Annotated in this window: 12 protein-coding genes; 8 read left to right on the top strand and 4 right to left on the bottom strand. The window is 72.0% G+C overall.

Features of this window, described 5'->3' with window-relative positions; all coding sequences use genetic code 11:
* Window positions 1–54: 54 nt before the first annotated feature.
* Both ACOKM3_RS26545 and ACOKM3_RS26540 read right to left on the bottom strand, forming a co-directional pair.
* Window positions 55–948, bottom strand: a complete 894-nt coding sequence (locus tag ACOKM3_RS26545) for an ABC transporter permease (protein WP_426903538.1) — start codon at window positions 946–948, stop codon at window positions 55–57.
* Window positions 945–3,689 carry an alpha/beta fold hydrolase gene (locus ACOKM3_RS26540; protein WP_426903537.1) on the bottom strand — a complete coding sequence of 915 codons (2,745 nt, stop codon included), beginning with the start codon at window positions 3,687–3,689 and terminating at the stop codon, window positions 945–947. Before ACOKM3_RS26540 ends, ACOKM3_RS26545 begins: the two co-directional genes overlap by 4 nt.
* A 435-nt stretch (window positions 3,690–4,124) precedes the next feature.
* Here ACOKM3_RS26540 and ACOKM3_RS26535 point away from each other — a divergent pair, with 435 nt between their 5' ends.
* From ACOKM3_RS26535 to ACOKM3_RS26510, 6 genes are read left to right on the top strand one after another with little or no spacing between them, the layout of a single operon-like run.
* A complete protein-coding gene (locus tag ACOKM3_RS26535) occupies window positions 4,125–5,414 on the top strand; it encodes an ABC transporter substrate-binding protein (protein ID WP_426903536.1) in 1,290 nt (429 codons plus the stop codon).
* Window positions 5,415–5,461: 47 nt separating this feature from the next.
* A complete protein-coding gene (locus ACOKM3_RS26530) occupies window positions 5,462–6,433 on the top strand; it encodes a carbohydrate ABC transporter permease (RefSeq protein ID WP_426903535.1) in 972 nt (323 codons plus the stop codon).
* Window positions 6,434–6,435: 2 nt separating this feature from the next.
* Window positions 6,436–7,302 carry a carbohydrate ABC transporter permease gene (locus ACOKM3_RS26525; RefSeq protein WP_426903534.1) on the top strand — a complete coding sequence of 289 codons (867 nt, stop codon included), beginning with the start codon at window positions 6,436–6,438 and terminating at the stop codon, window positions 7,300–7,302.
* A 5-nt stretch (window positions 7,303–7,307) separates the two neighbouring features.
* Complete coding sequence (locus ACOKM3_RS26520) at window positions 7,308–7,979, top strand: hypothetical protein (RefSeq protein WP_426903533.1); 672 nt, start codon at window positions 7,308–7,310, stop codon at window positions 7,977–7,979.
* The gene (locus ACOKM3_RS26515; RefSeq protein WP_426903532.1) at window positions 7,972–8,991 is read left to right on the top strand and encodes a LacI family DNA-binding transcriptional regulator; all 1,020 of its coding nucleotides are present in this window, start codon (window positions 7,972–7,974) and stop codon (window positions 8,989–8,991) included. Before ACOKM3_RS26520 ends, ACOKM3_RS26515 begins: the two co-directional genes overlap by 8 nt.
* A 5-nt stretch (window positions 8,992–8,996) precedes the next feature.
* Window positions 8,997–10,316 (top strand): Gfo/Idh/MocA family protein, encoded by a 1,320-nt coding sequence (locus tag ACOKM3_RS26510; protein WP_426903531.1) that lies wholly within the window; start codon window positions 8,997–8,999, stop codon window positions 10,314–10,316.
* Window positions 10,317–10,354: 38 nt separating this feature from the next.
* Here ACOKM3_RS26510 and ACOKM3_RS26505 read toward each other — a convergent pair whose 3' ends face one another.
* Window positions 10,355–14,062, bottom strand: a complete 3,708-nt coding sequence (locus ACOKM3_RS26505) for an AfsR/SARP family transcriptional regulator (protein WP_461855653.1) — start codon at window positions 14,060–14,062, stop codon at window positions 10,355–10,357.
* 136 nt (window positions 14,063–14,198) lie between these two features.
* Between ACOKM3_RS26505 and ACOKM3_RS26500 the strand changes: the two genes are divergently transcribed.
* Window positions 14,199–15,434, top strand: a complete 1,236-nt coding sequence (locus ACOKM3_RS26500) for an MFS transporter (RefSeq protein WP_426903530.1) — start codon at window positions 14,199–14,201, stop codon at window positions 15,432–15,434.
* Between the two features lie 83 nt (window positions 15,435–15,517).
* Window positions 15,518–16,621: an alkene reductase gene (locus ACOKM3_RS26495; RefSeq protein ID WP_426906904.1), complete on the top strand. Its 1,104-nt coding sequence runs from the start codon at window positions 15,518–15,520 to the stop codon at window positions 16,619–16,621.
* Window positions 16,622–16,691: 70 nt separating this feature from the next.
* Here ACOKM3_RS26495 and ACOKM3_RS26490 read toward each other — a convergent pair whose 3' ends face one another.
* Complete coding sequence (locus tag ACOKM3_RS26490; RefSeq protein WP_426903529.1) at window positions 16,692–18,092, bottom strand: APC family permease; 1,401 nt, start codon at window positions 18,090–18,092, stop codon at window positions 16,692–16,694.
* Between the last annotated feature and the right edge of the window lie 280 nt (window positions 18,093–18,372).

Below are 18,372 nucleotides of genomic sequence, written 5' to 3'. Positions count from 1 at the left end.
GGTCCCGAACCGGTCACGCGTACCGGAGCCGGGCGTTCCGCTACGGCGTACCTCTCACGACACCACGTCCTTACGCGCGAACCCCCGGAACGCCAGCGCGAACAGCACCACGGCGTACGCCACCGAAACCGACGCCCCCTGGATCATCCCGCCCCATTCGGGCTGCGCCTGGATCGCGTCCGCCCAGGCGAACTGCCAGTGCGCGGGCAGGAAGTCGCGCCAGTCGCCGAGCGCGGTGACCGCGTCCAGGACGTTGCCGACGATGGTCAGGAAGACCGCGCCGCCGACCGCGCCCAGCGGGTTGTCCGTCTTGGTCGACAGCCAGAACGCGAGCCCCGCCGTGACCAGTTGGGACACGAAGATGAACGCGACCACGGCCAGCAGACGCTCGACCGCCGTGCCCGCCGGCAGCGCGCCGCCGGTCGGGATGTCCAGCGGGCCCCAGCCGTACGCCACCGCACCGACCCCGAGCGCGACCAGCGGGAGCAGCAGCATCGCGGCGAGGCTGAGCCCGAACGCGACGGCCAGCTTGGACCACAGCAGCCGGGCCCGCGGCACCGGAGCGGCCAGCAGATAGCGCAGGCTCGACCAGCTCGCCTCGGACGCGACGGTGTCGCCGAAGAACAGCGCCACCGGGATGACCAGCAGGAACCCGGCGGACACGAACAGGCTCACCGCCGCGAAGTTCGCCGCGGACGCGGTCGCCGTGTCCATGAGGTTCACGCGCTGGCCGCCGTCGCCTCCGCCGCCGCCCGGCTCCCCGCCGATCGCGAACGCGGCGACGAGCACGAACGGGAGCAGTGCCAGGACCGCGCCCATCACCAGCGTGCGCCGCCGCTTCACCTGGCGGACGAGCTCCACGCGCAGCGGGAGCGTGCGGGCAGGGCGGTAGCCGTGGGCGAGTTCGGGCACGTCGCGCGTCGCGGTGTCGACTCCGGTCGTCGTCATGCCGGGGTCCCTCCGATCAGCGTGAGGAACGCGTCCTCCAGGCGGCGGTGCGGGCCGAGGGAGCGCACCGGTACGTCGAGCCGCACCAGCTCCGCGACCAGCCGTGCGGCCGGGTCGGATCCGGCGACCGGGTCCGGGTCGAGGCCCGGTTCCGGGTCGAGGCGGACCAGCAGGCCGTCGTCGACCCGCACCACCGATTCTACGCCCGCGAGCCCGCCGACCTTCTCCACGAGCGCGTCGGAGACCTCGCCCGCGACGCCGACGAGCAGCGTGTCGCCGGAGCCGATGATGTCCGCGACGGGGCCCGCCTGGACGAGCCGGCCGCGGTCCATCACCACGAGGTGCGTGCAGGTCTGCTCGACCTCGGCGAGGAGGTGGCTGGAGACGATGACCGTGCGTCCCGCGCGGGCGTAGCGGATCATCACCTCGCGCATCTCGCGGATCTGGGGTGGGTCGAGCCCGTTCGTCGGCTCGTCGAGGATGAGCAGGTCCGGGAGGCCGAGCATGGCCTGGGCGATCGCGAGGCGCTGGCGCATCCCCTGCGAGTACGTGCGCACGGCGCGGGCGAGGGCGTCGCCGAGGCCGGCGATCTCCAGGGCCTCGTCGAGGTGCGCGTCCGCGGCCGGGCGGCCGGTCGCCTTCCAGTACAGCTCCAGGTTCTCCCGGCCGGAGAGGTGCGGCAGGAAGCCGGCGCCTTCGACGAAGGCGCCGACGCGGGACAGCACCGGGGAGCCGGGCCTGATCGCGTGGCCGAAGACCCGGATCCCGCCCTCGTCGGGCCGGATGAGGCCCATGAGCATGCGCAGGGTCGTCGTCTTGCCCGCGCCGTTCGGCCCGAGGAGGCCGAGGACCTGGCCCTGCTCGACGCGGAAGGACAGGTCGCGCACCGCGTACCGGTCCGTGGAGCCCGCGTACTTCTTACTGAGGTCCGTGATCTGGAGCGGGACCTCGGCGAGCGCCGGGTCGGGCGGGGGCGCCGCCGTGCGCCGCCGGGCCGTGAACAGGATTCCGGCCGCGAGCACGAGCGCCCCGGCCGGCAGCCACCACACCCATGCGGGCAGCGGGTCGGCCTGCGTCCGCACGTCGGGGGCGGAGGGCACGCTCAGGCTGTCGTGCACGGAGACCTGGTACGTCGCGGGCTCGTTCGGCGACGCGAAGCCGAGGTCGGTCGCGGAGAGCACGAGCCGCAGTTTGTGGCCCTTCTGCACCTCGTGGTCGATGGCCGGGAGCGTGATCCTCACGTCCTTGCCCGCACCGTCCGCGCCGGTCACCTTGACCGGCGTCACCAGCTGCGAGGGCAGCACCTGCCGCGTCCCGTCGGGCCCGGAGTCGTACACCTTCGCGAACAGCACGGCCGTGCCGGTGGAGGACTTCACGTGCGCGGTGACCGTCGGGGAGCCGGTGATCCGCAGCGACTTCTTCAGCGGCGCCGAGTCGAAGCGCGCGAACTGGCCGGGGTACTCGAGGGAGAAGCCGACGCCGAGCGACGTCGACAGGTTCGACACCTTTCCGAGGCCCGGCACCGAGGAGATCGACGGCGGTCCGCCGCCCGGCGGGTTCTGGAAGGTCTCGGTGGCCGACTTCAGCGGCACCGCCGTGCGCCGCTCCCCGCGCAGGCCGGGGTACAGGTCGCCGCTGGCGCCGCGCAGCGTGGCCGCGCCGTCCGTGGAGTCGACGCCGCCGGTGCGGGTGACGCGGAACGCGGGGCCCGTGTCGACGTTCTCGTCCTTCAGGTAGCGGTCGAACCAGGACGTCACGCGCGTGTGCAGCCGGTCGAGCTCCATGTCGCCGCCGTCGTGCCCGCCGTTCAGCCAGTCGACCTGGACCGGCGCGCCGTTCGCCTTGACGTGGCGCGCGATCTCGTCGGCCTGACCGAGGGGGAAGAGCGAGTCCGTCTGGCCCTGGGCGATGAACGTCGGCACCTTGATGCGGTCGCCGACGGCGACGGGGCTGCGCTCCTCCAGGAGCCTCCGCGCCGCGGCGTCCGGCTTCCCGGCGACGGCGACGCGCTTGTACATGTCGCACAGCTTCTTCTCGAAGCGGCCGCAGGCGAGCCCGGCCTCGCTGGTGCGCGTGCCGAGCTGCGCGGACCCGGAGGTGAAGAAGGCGCCCGCCCACAGCTTCTTGAAGACGCCGTCGGGGAACAGCGCGTCCGCGAGGTTCCAGTACGTGATCTGCGGGGCGATCGCGTCGACCCGCTTGTCGTGGCCCGCCGCGAGCAGCGAGACGGCGCCGCCGTACGAGGCTCCGGAGACGCCCACGCGCGGGTCGCCCGGCTTGTCGAGCTCCACCTCGGGGCGCTTCGCGAGCCAGTCGATCATGCGGGAGACGTCGGCCACCTCGTGCTTCGGATCGTTCAGGCCGATCTTGCCGCCGGAGTGGCCGAAGCCGCGGGACGACCAGGTCATGACCGCGTACCCGTGGGCGGCGAGCTTCTCCGCCTCCGCGCGGACGTCGGCCTTGCTGCCGCCGAAGCCGTGTGTGAGCAGTACGGCGGGCCGCTTGTGGGACGGGTCACCCGCGGTGAAGTACGACGTGTCGATGCGCACCCCGCCGCCCATCGGCATCATCCGGTCCTGCCGGTGCACGGCGGATGCCCCGCCGGAGCCCGGGTCCGCGGCCGCCGAGAGTCCCGTCCACGTACCCGCCCCCGCGAGCACGACAAGGGCCGCCGCGACGGCGATCCACCGTCGCGGCCACCCGCGTATCCGCTCGCGCCACACGCGCCGTCGAAAAACCATGCGTCAACGGTAGGCGCCACCACCGACAACCACCGCATCCGGTGGACCGAGGCAACCACCCTCCCCTGGGCGTACGAAGCCCCTCCGGGGTACCGCAGGCGTGGTACGTGGCGGCGACGCTGAGAACCACGGACTCGACCGGTCGACCGGTCCCACGCCACGGGGCTCCGCCCCGGACCCCGCGCCTCAAACGCCGGCGGGGCTGGAGGGTCCCAGTCGCCGGCGGGGCTGGAATGCCCCAGTCGCCGACGAGGCTGGAGGGTCCCAGCATTCTGCGAGCGCTCGCAAGGATCGTCAAGAGGTCTCGCAACGGCGGGAGTTGACGGGAATTTTCGCTTCCGGAAATCCTTGCGCAACCCATTGACCGGCCTGCGAGCGCATGCAAACGTCCTCCCTCGACAGCGCCCACCGCCGAGCCGCTCGTGGAGGCCCCCTATGGGCAGTGCCGCCCCCTCCCGTCGCACCACCCTGTCCGCCCTGCTCGCCTCCGGCCTCGGTGCCGCGCTCACCGCCTGCGGCGGACCCTCGCGGTCCGTCGGCGCCGGCGGCGGCGTGACACTGCGCTACTTCTTCTGGGGCGACAGCGGCAGGGCCGACCTGATCAACAAGTGCATCGCGGTGTTCGAGCGAGAACATCCCAAGATCACGGTGAAGTCGAGCTTCGCCGCCTTCGACTCCTTCTGGCCGAAGCTCAGCACCGCCGCCGCGGGCGGCAACCCGCCCGACGTGATGCACGTCGACTACGCCTGGATCCGCACCCTCGGGGAGCACGGCGTGCTCGCCGACCTGAACGACCTGTCCGGCTCCGGCAAGGAGATCGACACCTCGACCGTGGTCGAATCCGTGCGCACGGCGGGCCTGGTGGACGACCGCCGCGTCGGCCTGCCGCTCTCCCACAACAGCGTCGCGCTGCACTACGACGCCGAGGTCTGGGCCAAGGCGGGGGCCCGCCCGCCGACGAAGAAGATGGACTGGGACACGTTCATGGAGCAGTCCCTGAAGGTGTCCAAGTACGGCAGATACAAGCAGTTCGGCATGGACAACCCCGGCCAGAACTACCTCGGCGTCGAGATCTGGATGCGGCAGCAGGGCCTCCAGATGTGGACGGAGAACGGCGAACTCGGCTTCTCCCCCGACGACATGCGCCGCTACTTCACCAAGGTCAACGAGTGGCGCAAGGAGGGCGCGCTCGGCGGGCCCGACGTCGTCCTGGAGTCACTGCCCGGCTACCCCATCACCACCCGCCGCGTCGCCTCCAACCTGGAGTGGGACAACCAGGTCGGCGGCCGCAGCGACATGCGCGGCAGCAAGCTCAGCCTCGGCCAGGTGCCGAGCGACACCAGTAAGTCAGGCATCTACTCCAAGCCGGGCATGTTCCTGGGGGCCGCCGCGAAGAGCCCGTACCTCAGCGAGGCCGCGCAGTTCATCAACTTCATGATCAACGACCGGCGCGTGGGCAAGATCCTCGGCACCAACATCGGCATGCCGCCCACGACGAGCCAGGAGGGCGCCGCCGATCTCAGCGACCCGAAGGTGCGCCAGGTCCAGACGTACGAGAAGCAGGTCGAGAAGACGCTCGCGCCGACCCCACCGCCCCCGGCCGACGGCGGCGCGTCCCTCAACACGTATCTGATGCGCGTCGCCGAGAAGCTCTTCTACGACCGCATCTCCGTGGACCAGGCCGTGGACCTCTACTTCGACCAGTCCAAGGTCACTCTCGCCTGACGCACGGCCGCCTTCGCCTCCCCTCCCCGCAAACGTACGGAGCCCTGATGGCCTCTACGACGACGACCGACGCCGCGATACCCCGCGCACGCCGCGGCGACTCCCCCTCGACCAGCCCCGCCAAGCGCCGCCGTCGCGGCAAGAACGACCGCTCCGCGTACGTCTTTCTCACCCCGTGGATGATCGGGGCGGCCCTGCTGACGCTCGGCCCGATGCTGTTCTCGCTCTACATGTCGTTCACGGACTACAACCTGTTCGACTCGCCGCGCTGGATCGGCCTCGACAACTACAAGCGCATCCTGTTCGACGACCCCGAGGTCCGGGACACCGTCGGCGTGACGCTGCTCTACGTGGTCGTCGCGACACCGCTGAAACTGGCCGCCGCGCTCGGCGTCGCCCTGCTCCTCCACACGCGCCGCAAGGGCCGCAACTTCTACCGGGCCGCCTTCTACATGCCGTCCCTGATCGGGGCGAGCGTCGGCGCGGCCATCGTGTGGCGGCTGCTGTTCTCCACCGGCAGCGTCGTCGACCAGTTCCTCGGCACCTTCGGGATCCACACGGGCGGCTGGATCTCCAACCCCGACTGGTCGCTGATGTCTTTGGTCGCGCTGTCGGTCTGGCAGTTCGGCGCGCCGATGGTCATCTTCCTGGCGGCGCTGCAACAGATCCCGAACGAGCTGTTCGAGGCGGCGGAGATCGACGGGGCGGGCCCCTGGCGCCGCTTCCTCTCGGTGACGGTCCCCATGCTGTCCCCGGTGATCTTCTTCAACCTGGTCCTCGAGATGGTGCACGCCTTCCAGATGTTCAACTCGGCGTTCGTGCTCTCCAACGGCACCGGCGGACCCGCGGGCTCCACCCACGTCTACTCGATGTACCTGTACGAACTCGGCTTCAACGACTTCCGGATGGGCTACGCGGCGGCCCTGACCTGGGTGCTGCTCCTGGTCGTCGGCGTGATCACCGCGGTGCTCTTCAAGACTTCGGGCCGCTGGGTCCACTACGCGGGCGAGGAGAAGTGACGATGGCCACGACGACGCCGAATGCGGCCCTTCGGACACTGCGGACCCGCTCCCTGACCTGGCACGCGGGCGCGATCGCCCTGCTCCTGGTCCTCCTCTATCCGGTGGTCTGGGTGTTCACGGCATCCGTGAAGCCCGCCGACGAGATCATCTCCAGCTTCAACATCCTCCCGTCCTCCGTCAGTTGGAGCGGATTCGGCACGGCGCTCGACGGGATCGCCGAGGTCCCGGCGTGGCGCTTCTTCGCCAACTCCCTCGTCCTGGCCGTGGGTTCGGTGATCGGCAACGTACTGTCGTGCTCGATCGCGGCCTACGCCTTCGCCCGGCTGCGGTTCCGGGGACGCGGCGCGATGTTCGCGGTGATGATCGGCACGATCCTGCTGCCGACGCACCTGCTGCTCATCCCGCAGTACACGATGTTCCAGAAGGTGGGCCTGGTCGACACCTACGTCCCGCTGCTGCTCGGCAAGTTCCTCGCCACGGACGCGTTCTTCGTGTTCCTGATGGTGCAGTTCGTCCGCAACCTGCCGCGCAGCCTCGACGAGGCGGCGCTGATCGACGGCTGCGGCCACTTCCGCATCTTCGGCCACATCGTCCTTCCGCTGCTGCGGCCCGCCCTCATCACGACGGCGATCTTCACCTTCATCTGGTCCTGGAACGACTTCTTCGCACCGCTCGTCTACCTCCAGTCACCGGAGAAGTACCCGCTGCCGGTGGCGCTGCGCCTGTTCGTCGACTCGACGAGCAGCCAGGACTACGGGGCGATGCTCGGCATGTCGGTCCTCTCGCTCCTCCCGGTGATCGCTTTCTTCATCGCGTTCCAGCGGCTGCTGATCGAGGGCGCGGCGACGTCCGGAATGAAGGGATGAGCGGCATGGCCGGCACTGTGGCGCGGCGTGACACCCCGTACGGCGAGCGGTTCACGCTCTTCGCGGAGGTGCTGTGGATCGGACTCCTTGTGGCGGCGGGTTCCCTGCTGCTGGTCACGTGGCCGGCGGCGATGGCGGCGGGCTGCGCGGCGGTACGTCGCTGTGTACCGGACGGCCCTTCGCCCGGCACGGCCCGCCGGTTCGCGGCGGACTGGCGGGCGGCGCTTCCCGGCGGGGCGGTGGTGGGATCGGTGGGCCTCGCGGCCCTGGCCTTCCTCGGCGCGGACCTGCGCCTGGCCGCTGCCGCGGGGGACCTGCCGCTCTTCTGGCTGCTGGCACTGGCGATCGCGGGGGCGGCGGGCGCGGTGGTCGTGTACCAGGTGCGGATGGCGTCCGCCTGGTCCTCGACGTCGCGCTGGGCTCGGCCCGGGCGGGACCCACGGGGATCGGCGATGCTCGCGGGAGCGGTCCTCGTATCGGCAGTGTGCGTCTGGCAGTTGACGATCCTGGCGCCACTGGTGGCAGGTGTACTGGCACTGGCAGCAGTGGCGGTCGACCGGCATTTCAGGGGCGCGGGGAACTGCGCAAACCACAGCGCGACAGCACCCGCCTCCCCCACGGGGCCACCCACGGCGCACACGCGAAAACGACCACGTGAGGGAACACGCCATGCGTAACAGCGACCGGCAAAGCGGCGCCGCCCCCGGCGCTGAGGACGTCGCGGAGGCGGCCGGCGTCTCCCCCTCCACCGTCAGCCGCTGCTTCGCCTCCCCGCACCAGGTCCGGCCGGACACCCGCGCCCGCGTCCTCGCGGCCGCGGAACGTCTCGGCTACCGCCCCAACCGCATCGCCCGCTCCCTCGCCGAAGGCCGCACCCGCACACTCGGCCTCATCGTGCCCGACATCGCCAATCCGTTCTTCGCGGTGATCGTGAAGGCCGTGCAGGCCCGCGCCCGCCGCAAGGACTACGCCGTGTTCCTCGCGGACACCGACGAACACCCGGACGACGAGTACGAGTTGGCGCTCACGTTGGCCCGCCAGGTGGACGGGCTGCTGCTCGTCGCCCCGAGGATGGACGGCGCCCGGCTCGGCGAGGTCGTCCGGCAGGTGCCGAGCGTCGCCGTGAATCGGAGCGTGTCCGGCGTGTCGTCCGTGGTCGCGCCCAGCGAGGACGGCCTGCGCCAGGCAGTGGCGCATCTGCACGCGCTCGGCCACCGCCACCTCGCCCTGATCCTGGGGGCCCGCAACTCCTGGTCGAGCGAACAGCGCGGCCACGCCGTCCGTTACGCGGCCAAGCAACTGGAGCTGAAAGTAACCGAGTTCGGTCCGCACGAGCCCAAGTTCCACACGGGCGCGCAGGTCGCCGACCTGGCCCTGGCGGCGGGCGCGACGGCGGTCGTCGCACACAACGACCTGATGGCACTGGGGGTACTCTCCCGCCTCGCCGACAGGGGGGTGAGGGTGCCCGACGACGTGAGCGTCGTCGGCGCCGACGACACCCTCCTCGCCACCACGGCCACCCCCGCCCTCACCTCGGTCCGCATCCCGCTCGACGCGCTCGGCGAACGCGCCGTCGACCTGATGCTGCGCCGCCTCGACGACCCGGGCCGCGTACCCGAACAGCTCACCCTGGACAGCGAGTTGATAGTCCGCCGCTCCACAGGACCCGCCCCCCGAAAGGAATCCTGACCTCCATGAAGCGCGCCGCGATCATCGGTACCGGCCACCGCGCCCAGATGTACACCAAGGCCCTGGGCGCCCGCCCCCACTACGACGTAGCACTCCTCGCGGACCCGAGCCCGACCCGTATCGCCCACCACAACCGGGTGCTCACGTCGCTCGGCGCACCGGAGGCGGCGGCCTGCGACCCGTCCGACTTCGCACAGGCCCTGCGCACGCACCGGATCGACGAGGTCCTCGTCACCACGGTCGACGCGACCCACCACACGTACATCAACACGGCGCTCGAAGCGGGCTGCCGCGTCGTCACGGAGAAGCCGATGACGACGGACGCGGAGAAGTGCCGCTCGATCCTCGACACGGTGGACCGCACCGGCGGCGAGCTCTCCGTCGGCTTCAACTACCGCTACAACCCGGCCCACGAGAAGGTCTGGCAACTCCTCCACGACGGCGCGATCGGCGAGATCCGCTCGGTCCACTTCGAGTGGCTCCTCGACGTCCGCCACGGCGCCGACTACTTCCGCCGCTGGCACCGCGAGAAGCAGCACAGCGGCGGCCTCCTCGTCCACAAGTCGGGCCACCACTTCGACCTGGTCAACTGGTGGCTGGGCGCGGCCCCTTCACGCGTCTACGCGGAGGGCGGCCTCGTCTTCTACGGCCGCGACAACGGCGAACGGACCGGCCTGCGCCGCGACTACGTCCGCGCCCACGGCTCGTCCGCGGCCGCCGACGACCCGTACGCGATCCACCTCTCCGACGACCCGCACCTCAAGTCCCTTTACGTGGAGGCGGAAGCGGCGGGCGACTCCGACTACGTCCGCGACCGCAACGTCTTCGGCGACGCCATCGACGTCGAGGACGACCTGTCGGTCCTGGTCCGCTACGACTCCGGCGCCACGATGACGTACCACTTGACGGCGTACTCCCCCTGGGAGGGCTACCGGGTGATGTTCAACGGCACGGCCGGACGCCTGGAGCTGGAGGTCGAGGAGAACACGTGGCAGCCGCCGAAGGTCACCGCGGGTGGGGCGGGGGCATCGCACGGCGGAGTGGTCATGGACCGCCCCGGCCGCACGTCGATCCTGCTGCGCCCCCTCTGGGAGGCACCGCGGGAGATCCCGTACGAGTGGTCGGCGGGCTCGCACGGCGGCGGTGACCTCCGCATGCTGAAGGAACTCTTCGGCCCCCTGGGCGACGGCTCCGACGAGGGCGCGGCCCCTGCGGCGGGCAAGGGCGCCACGGCCCGCGACGGAGCGCTCGCCCTGGCGGTCGGCGTGGCCGGCAACTCGTCACTGGCGACCGGGCTTCCGGTGGAGACGGGCCAGTTGTGGTGACGCCCCGGGGCGGCCTGATCAACCGGGGCATGGGGTGGTCATTCAACGGAGAGGGTTGAGGCGACCTGCTCGGGTGGCGTCGACACGCCTTTCGTGAACGCCTCGGTGAAGGCGGGCTCGCCCAGGGCCGACTTCGCGGCGGCGGTGATGCGGTCGACGTCGGCTCGTTCCGCGGGTGGGAGCGGAGCGCCGACGCTGTTGCGGGCGGCTGCGGCGGCGCCGAGGAGGAGAGCCGCGCGCTCCGGGGACGCGGGGGCGAGGGTCGCGGCGCCCGCGAGGCCCTCCAGGCTGAGGGCGAGGGCGCGGGGTTCCCCAAGAGCGCGGGCCATCTCCAGGGCGCGGCGGTGGTGGCGCTCGGCACCGGCGCGGTCACCGCGGAGCTCGGCGGTGAAGCCGAGCTCCGCGTGGAGCAGGTGTTCACCGACGGGGGTGGAGACGTGGCGGTCGCGGATGTGCCGCAGGTGGCCCTCGGCCGCGTCCAGTTCGCCGGCGCGCCGGGCGCCGAGGGCGAGGCCCATCAGGGAGTGCACCTCGTCGTAGGTGTAGCCCTGTTCGACAGCCAGTTGCCGGGCCTCTTCGTGCAGGTCGTGGGCGCGGGTGAAGTCCTGGGCGAGCAGGGCGAGGCGGCCGAGCCCCGAGAAGCGGGCGGCCGTCTCTCGGGGGAGGCCGAGCGCACGGGCGATGTCGAGTCCCGCGCGCTCGCGGCGTTCGGCCTCGGCGTAGTCGCCCTTGATGGCGGCGAGCGACGCGAGCGGGTTGACCGTGAGCAACTCGCCCCAGCGATCGCCCAGTTCACCGAAGAGGTCGGCGCTGCGCCGGGCATCCGCTTCGACCGACGTGAGCTGGTCGCGGGCCAGCGCGAGAGCCGCGCGGAGGCCGAGGGCGGCAGCGGTGGCCCAGACGTCCGCGGGGGTGTCGGTGGGGTCGTCCGTGATCGCGGCGAGGACATGGTCGTTGACGCGCTCGGCGGCGGGCAGGTAGTTGGCGTTGAAGAGGGCGTAGGCGAGCAGCCAGGCGGTGCGGGCGTCGGCCGGCAGGGCGGGGGCGGGGTCCGTGGGGCGCTCGCCGGCGAGGAGGGTGAACGCGGTGCGGAGGGTGGGCAGGGCGGAGGGGCGCACGGACCCGTCCGACTCGGTGCTTCCCGCCAGGGCCCGCCGGGCCTCGCTCAGGCGCCCGCGCAGCAGCCACCACCAGACGAGGGCCTGGGTCAGGCGGGCGTGCGCGGGCGCGTCCGCCCGGGAGAACGCGGCCCGGAAGTTCGCGCTCTCGGCGTCGAGGCGGGCGAGCCAGAGCTGCTGGTCGGGGCCGTGGAGGAGGGGTGCGGCCTGTTCGGCGAGGGCGAGGTAGTGGTGCAGATGGCGGTCGCGGACGGCAGGGAGGTCGTCGGATTCCGCCAGGCGTTCGGTGGCGTAGGCGGCGATGGACTCCAGCAGCCGGTAGCGCGGCCCTTCGGGCCCCTCGTTCATGACGACGAGGGAACGGTCCACGAGACGGGTGAGCAGTTCGAGGACCTCGTCCCGGTCGATGCCCTCCCCCGCGCAGACCGTTTCGGCGGCGGCCGGTGTACAGCCGTCGCGGTGCACGGCGAGTCTGCGCAGCACGATCCGCTCGGGCGCACCGAGCAGCCCCCAGCTCCAGTCGATCATCGCGCGCAGGGTCCGCTGCCGGGCGGGCGCGCCGCGCTGCCCCGCCGTGAGCACTCGGAACCGGTCGCTCAGGCGGGCCGCCAACTCCCGTACGCCCAGGGTCCGTACGCGGGTCGCGGCCAGTTCGAGGGCGAGCGGGATGCCGTCGAGCCGTCGGCAGATCTCGGCCACCGCGTCCGCCGCGGAGGCCGGGTCGAAGCCCGGCGCGGCGGCGGTGGCCCGTTCGGTGAACAGGCGGACCGCGTCGGCGGGTGACAGCGGCTCGACCGCGAACACCGTCTCGCCCGCGATGCTCAGCGGCTCCTGGCTGGTGGCGAGGATCCGCAGGCCGGGAGCGGCCCGCAGGAGCAGCGCCGCGAGTTCGGCGGCGGCCTCGACGACGTGCTCGCAATTGTCGAGCACGAGCAGGATCCGGCGGTCGCGCAGCGCGGCACCGAGCCGTTCGACGGGTCCCCTCCCGTCGGCCACCGCCTCCTCCCGGATCCCGAGCGTCGCGGCGACGGTCTCCGCGAGATCGGTGACGTCGCCCTGCCGGCCGGCCAACTCGACGACCGCGGTGTCGCCGTCCTGCCGACAGGCGGCCACGGCGAGAGCCAGCCGGGTCTTGCCCACGCCGCCGGGTCCGACGAGGGAGAGGAGACGGGTACGGGTGAGGAGCCCGACGAGATCACTCATGGCGCGGTCCCGTCCGACAAGAGAGGAGAGACCGGCCGCGGCGACGATCGAGACACGCAGCCCCGAGGCGTCCGGGGCAACCGAGGCACGCGACTCCCGGGCGACCGGGCCGGCTGAATAGCGCGGCTCCGACACATCCGAGGCGTCAGAGGAACGCGGATCCCAGGCGACCGGGCCGACTGAGGAGCGCGGCTCCGACACATCCGAGGCGTCAGAGGAACGCGGATCCCAGGCGACCGGGCCGACTGAGGAGCGCGGCTCCGACACATCCGAGGCGTCAGAGGAACGCGGATCCCAGGCGACCGAGGCAACCGAGACGCGCGGCCCCCGGGCGACCGGGCCGACTGAGTAGCGCGGCTCCGACACATCCGAGGCGTCAGAGGAACGCGGATCCCAGGCGACCGAGGCAACCGAGACGCGCGGCTCCCGGGCGTCCGGGGCGGCCGAGGAACGTGGCTCCGACACATCCGGGGCGACCGAGGCGCGCGGCTCCCCAGCGTCCGAGGCAACCGAGAAGCGCGTCCCCGAAACACCCGTGGGCCCCGCCCCCGAGACATCCGGTACGACCGAAGGGCCCACCCCCGGGACACCCTCCCCCTCTTCGCCACCTGAGGGCGGCCGGTCGGCGAGGGCTTCCACACGTGGCGGGGGCCGTCGCACCACTCCCCGTTCCTGGCGCAGAACCGCCTCGTGCAATGCGGTCAGCTCCGGGCCGGGGTCCACGCCCAGCTCCCCGACGAGCCGCACCCTCAGCTCTTCGTAGGAGGCGAGCGCCTCGGTCTGCCGCCCGGCGAGACCCAACGCCCGTATGTGCGCGCCCCGCAGCCGCTCCCGCAGCGGATACCGCTCGACCAGGTCCCCCAACTCCGCGGCGAGTCCCGTGAGTTCCCCCAGCGACAGCCGCGCCTCCGCCCGCTCCTCGAGGGCCCCGACCCGCAGGTCCTCGAGCTGTCGCGCGGCCCCGGCCGCGAACTCCTCGTCCGCGAAATCCGCGTAAGCGGTGCCCCGCCACAGTCCGAGCGCCTCGTCGAGGAGCGCGACCCGCTCCCGCGGTGCGCCGCACCGCCCCGCCCGCTCCGTCAGCGACCGGAACCGCAGCGCGTCGACCTCGTCGTCCGCCACGGCGAGCCGGTACCCGCGCGCCTGGTGCACCACCCGCTCCCGCCCGACGGCCCGCCGAAGTTGGGACACCTTCGCCTGCAACGCCCCCGTGGGCTTGCCCGGGAGCGCCTCGCCCCACAGGTCGTCGACGAGCCGACCGGTCGACACCACCCGCCCCTCGTGCACCAGAAGGTCGGCGAGCAGCGCCCGCACCTTCGCCTCGGGAACCTTGACCGGCTCCCCCTCGCCGTCCAGCACCGCCAACGGCCCCAGCACCCCGAACCACATGGTCGGCACCGTACACACGGCGTGCGCGGCAGGCACCGGCCGCTCATATGCCGACCATCGGCGGGCCATCAGCGGACCGTCAGAAGACCCGAAGCGCGCACCGGCAAGGTCGTTCCCGACCGGCCCCGAGGACCGTTCCGGTCCACGCCCCGCACGCAAGGAGTACGCCGCCATGAGCACCACCGGCACCAGCCCAGCCGCCCCGTCCCGCGGACCCGAACCCGACCCCGGTCCCGAACCCGCACCGCAGCGGCTCCCCCTCCTCGCCCTCCTGGCCCTGGCCACCGCCGTGTTCATCACGAGCCTCACCGAGACGCTCCCGGCCGGGCTCCTCCCCGCGATGAGCTCCGACCTCGGTGTGTCCCCGTCCGCCGCCGGCCAGACCGTGACCGTCTACGCCCTCGGCACGGCCCTGACCGCGATCCCGCTGACCGCCGCCACCGCGGCCTGGCGTCGCAAGCCGCTGCTGCTCACGGCGGTGGCACTGTTCGCCGTCGCCAACACGGTCACCGCGCTGTCCACCGACTACGCCCTCACCATGGCCGCCCGGTTCGCGGCCGGTGTCGCCGCCGGTCTCGCCTGGTCCCTCCTCGCCGGGTACGCCCGACGTCTGGTGGCTCCGCACCTCCAGGGCAGGGCGATCGCCGTCGCCATGGCGGGCATCCCGGTCGCCCTGTCCCTCGGCGTCCCGGCCGGCACGTTCCTCGGCAAGGTCGTCAACTGGCAGTCCGCGTTCCTGGCGATGACGGTTCTGGCGGTGGTCCTGCTGGCCTGGATCCATCTGGCCGTCCCCGACCAGCCGGGCCAACAGGCGGGCGAGCGCACTCCGATGGTGCGCACCCTGCGCCTCCCCGGCGTACGCCCCGTCCTCTTCGTCACCCTGACGTTCGTCCTCGCGCACACCGTCCTGTACACGTTCATCGCCACGTTCCTCAAGGGCCTGAGCATGGGCGAGTCGACGGACGTGGTGCTCCTCGTCTTCGGCGCGGCCTCCCTGGTGAGCATCTGGATCACCGGTGCGCTCATCCACCGCCGCCTGCGCGCCCTCACCCTCTCGGCCGTCCTGCTGATCGGCGCGGCAGCCACCCTGCTGGCTGCCTGGTCATCATCAACCGCCCTGGTCTACGCGGCTGTTGTGCTGTGGGGACTGGGCTGGGGCGGCGCGCCGACGCTCCTCCAGACCGCCGGCGCACAGGCCGGAGGCAGTGCGGGCGACGCCGTCCAGGCCATGGTCGTCACCCTCTGGAACGTGGCGATGGCCGGCGGCGGTGTCCTCGGCGGCATCCTGCTCGGCGCGGTCGGCACGGGCTCGTTCCCCTGGACGATCCTGCTGCTGCTCGCGCCGGTTCTGGTGGTCGTGGCCGCCGCCCGGAAGCACGCGTTCCCGGCGGTCCGCGCGACCACGTGACACGCGCGCACCCCTGCGCCTCTACGCCCCTACGCCCCTACGCCCCCGCAAGATCCGCCCGAAGGAGCCCCACCATGCCCGCCATGCCGCCCGCCACCGACCTCCTCGCCCCCACCCACCTGGGTCAACTCCCCCTCCCCAACCGCCTGGTGATGGCCCCCATGACCCGCAACCGCGCCGCCGCCGACGGGACCCCCACCCCGCTCATGGCCACGTACTACGCCCAACGCGCCGCCGCGGGACTGACCATCGGGGAGGCCAGCACACCCAACGCCGTCGGCCAGACGTACGCGAACACCACCGCGATCCACACGGCCGCGCACATCGCGGGCTGGCGCCGGGTGACCGACGCCGTACGGGAGCGGGGCGGCCGGATGTTCCTTCAGCTCCAGCACGGCGGCCGGGTCGGCCACCCGGACAACAGCGGACTCCGGCCGGTGGCCCCGTCCGCCGTCCCGCTCCCCGGAACGGTGCACACCCCCACAGGACACCAGCCAGCCCCGACCCCCCGCGCACTGACGACCGCCGAAATCGACGCGACGGTCGAGGACTTCGCGGCGGCGGCCCGTCACGCGGTCGCCGCGGGATTCGAGGGCGTCGAAGTCCACTCGGCCAACGGCTACCTCCTCCACCAGTTCCTCAGCCCCAACACCAACCACCGCACGGACATGTACGGCGGCCCGGTCCAGAACCGCATCCGCTTCACCGTGCGGGTCGTCGAGGCGGTGGCGGAGGCGATCGGCCCGTCCCGCACAGGGCTGCGCATCTCCCCCGGCCTCAAGGTCAACGGCATCGACGAAGCCGGCGACACGGAGGCGCTCTACCGCGCTCTGATCCCCGCCCTGACCTCGGCGGTCCCCGACTTCGCGTACCTCCACCTCGTCCACGCGGACCCGGACAGCCCCCTCTTCCGGCACATCCGAGCGCACTGGCCGGCGACCCTGATCACCAACCCCGCGCACCCTCCGGCGCCCCTCACCACCCACTCCGTCCTGATGGCGGCCGTCCGTCTGCGCGGGGCCGGTGCCGACCTCATTTCGCTCGGCCGCCCCTTCCTCACCACCCCCGACCTCCCCGACCGCCTGCGCACCGCCGCGCCCCTGAACCCCCTGCGGGACCAGTACCTGATGTACGTGGGCGGCGAGCGCGGATACACGGACTACCCAGCCCTGAGCGCCCGCGTCTGAAGGCGTCCCGCGACATGCGAAGGCGCCGAGGTTCCCAGCACCCCGGCGCCTTCGCATGTCCCGGAAAGGGCTACGCCGGCCCGTCCTCAGGCACCGACACCAACCACCGCGTCCCCTGCCTCGGCCTAAGGTAGAAGGCCCAGTACAGCGTCGCCACCGCCATGATGCCGCCCGTCCACAGCAGGTACTCGACCTCCTGCTCGACGAGGATGTAGAGCATCAGCGCGATCAGGACCACGGGGACCCCCGGCCACAGCGGCATCCGCCAGGCCGGCTGGTCCTTGTGGGCGGCGCGGCGGGCGAACAGGGCGGCCACCGCGACCAGCAGGTACATGCCGGTGACGGAGACGCCCGTCACGCCGTACAGGGTGTCGAGGTTGACGAAGCAGAGGGCCGCGCCGGGGACGCCGACGGCCAGGGTCGCGACCCACGGCGAGCCGAAGCGGCCGAGCCGGGACAGCGCGTTGTTGACCGGTCCCGGCCAGGCCTTGTCGCGGGCCGAGGCGAACAGGACGCGGGAGTTCTGGATGACCATGACGATGCCCGCGTTGATGATGGCGAGCGCGACGCAGAGCGAGACGAACGTGCCGACCGCCGAGTTCGACCAGGCCACGACCATGGTGCTGATGTCGCCCGAGGTCAGGGCCGAGAGGTCCTTCGCGCCCATCGTGATCGCGACGACGGGGACGAGGATGACCACCGAGGAGATGGCGAGCGTGGCGAGGACCGTGCGGGCCACGGACTTGCGCGGGTTCTCCAGTTCCTCGGAGAGGTAGACGGCCGTCGAGAAGCCCTGGGTGACGAAGAGGGCGATGGCGAGGCCGGAGACGACGAGCATGCCGGTCACCGCGTCCGTGTGGCCGCTCCCGCCCGCGACCTGCATCGAGCCGAGCGAGTCGATGCCGCGCTCACTGTGCGCGAAGCCCAGCACCGCGACGAGGGCCGCCGCGATGACCTCCAGGACGAGGAAGATGCCGGTGATCCACGCGTTGGCGCGCAGGTCGAGCAGCCCCGCGAGGGTGGACAGCAGCATCACGCCCGCACCCGTCATCGCCGGGTCGAGGTGGATCAGCGGCTCCAGGTAGTCGGCCGTGCCCATCGCGATCACCGGCGGCACGATGAACACGACGAGCAGGGACAGGACGAAGACCAGCCAGCCCGCGAGGCGCCCGGCCAGCGTCGACACCATGGCGTACTCGCCGCCCGCGCTGGGGATGAGGGTGCCCAGCTCGGAGTAGAGGAACGCCACGCCGATACAGATCAGCGAGCCGATCGCGATGGTGAGCGCGGTGGCGGTGCCGAGGCTGCCGAACAGGTCGGGGACGACGACGAAGAGCGAGGAGGCGGGCGTCACGCAGGACAGCGTGAGCAGGGTGCCTCCGACGACGCCGATGGAACGCTTGAGCTTCTGAGCCTGGGGGGCCGCCTCTGGTGGGGAGGGGGCGGCTGCGGGGCGGAGCGTGTCGGTCATGGAGCGGTTCCGATCGACTCGTTCGACAGGGCGGCGCCATGCAACCTCGCCGATATCCGAACGTCAACGCCTGTTTCCCTACGGAATCCGCACCACCGCTTCCGCCAACTGCGCGCGATTCTTCAGGCGTTGGCAAAGTCGACCGAGAGAGAAGAGAAGGACCCCGCAAATGACCTTGATTACGAAGGTCATTTACGGGGCCTGCCTACACTGCCCGGTTCATCCCCTACGTACGGGAACCGCAGCCGGAGCGCTGAAGTTCACCGCGAACTGTCCGTAC

Source organism: Streptomyces nidicola (assembly GCF_050106155.1).
GTDB lineage: Bacteria > Actinomycetota > Actinomycetes > Streptomycetales > Streptomycetaceae > Streptomyces.
This window is presented reverse-complemented; position numbering and strand designations above follow the sequence as displayed.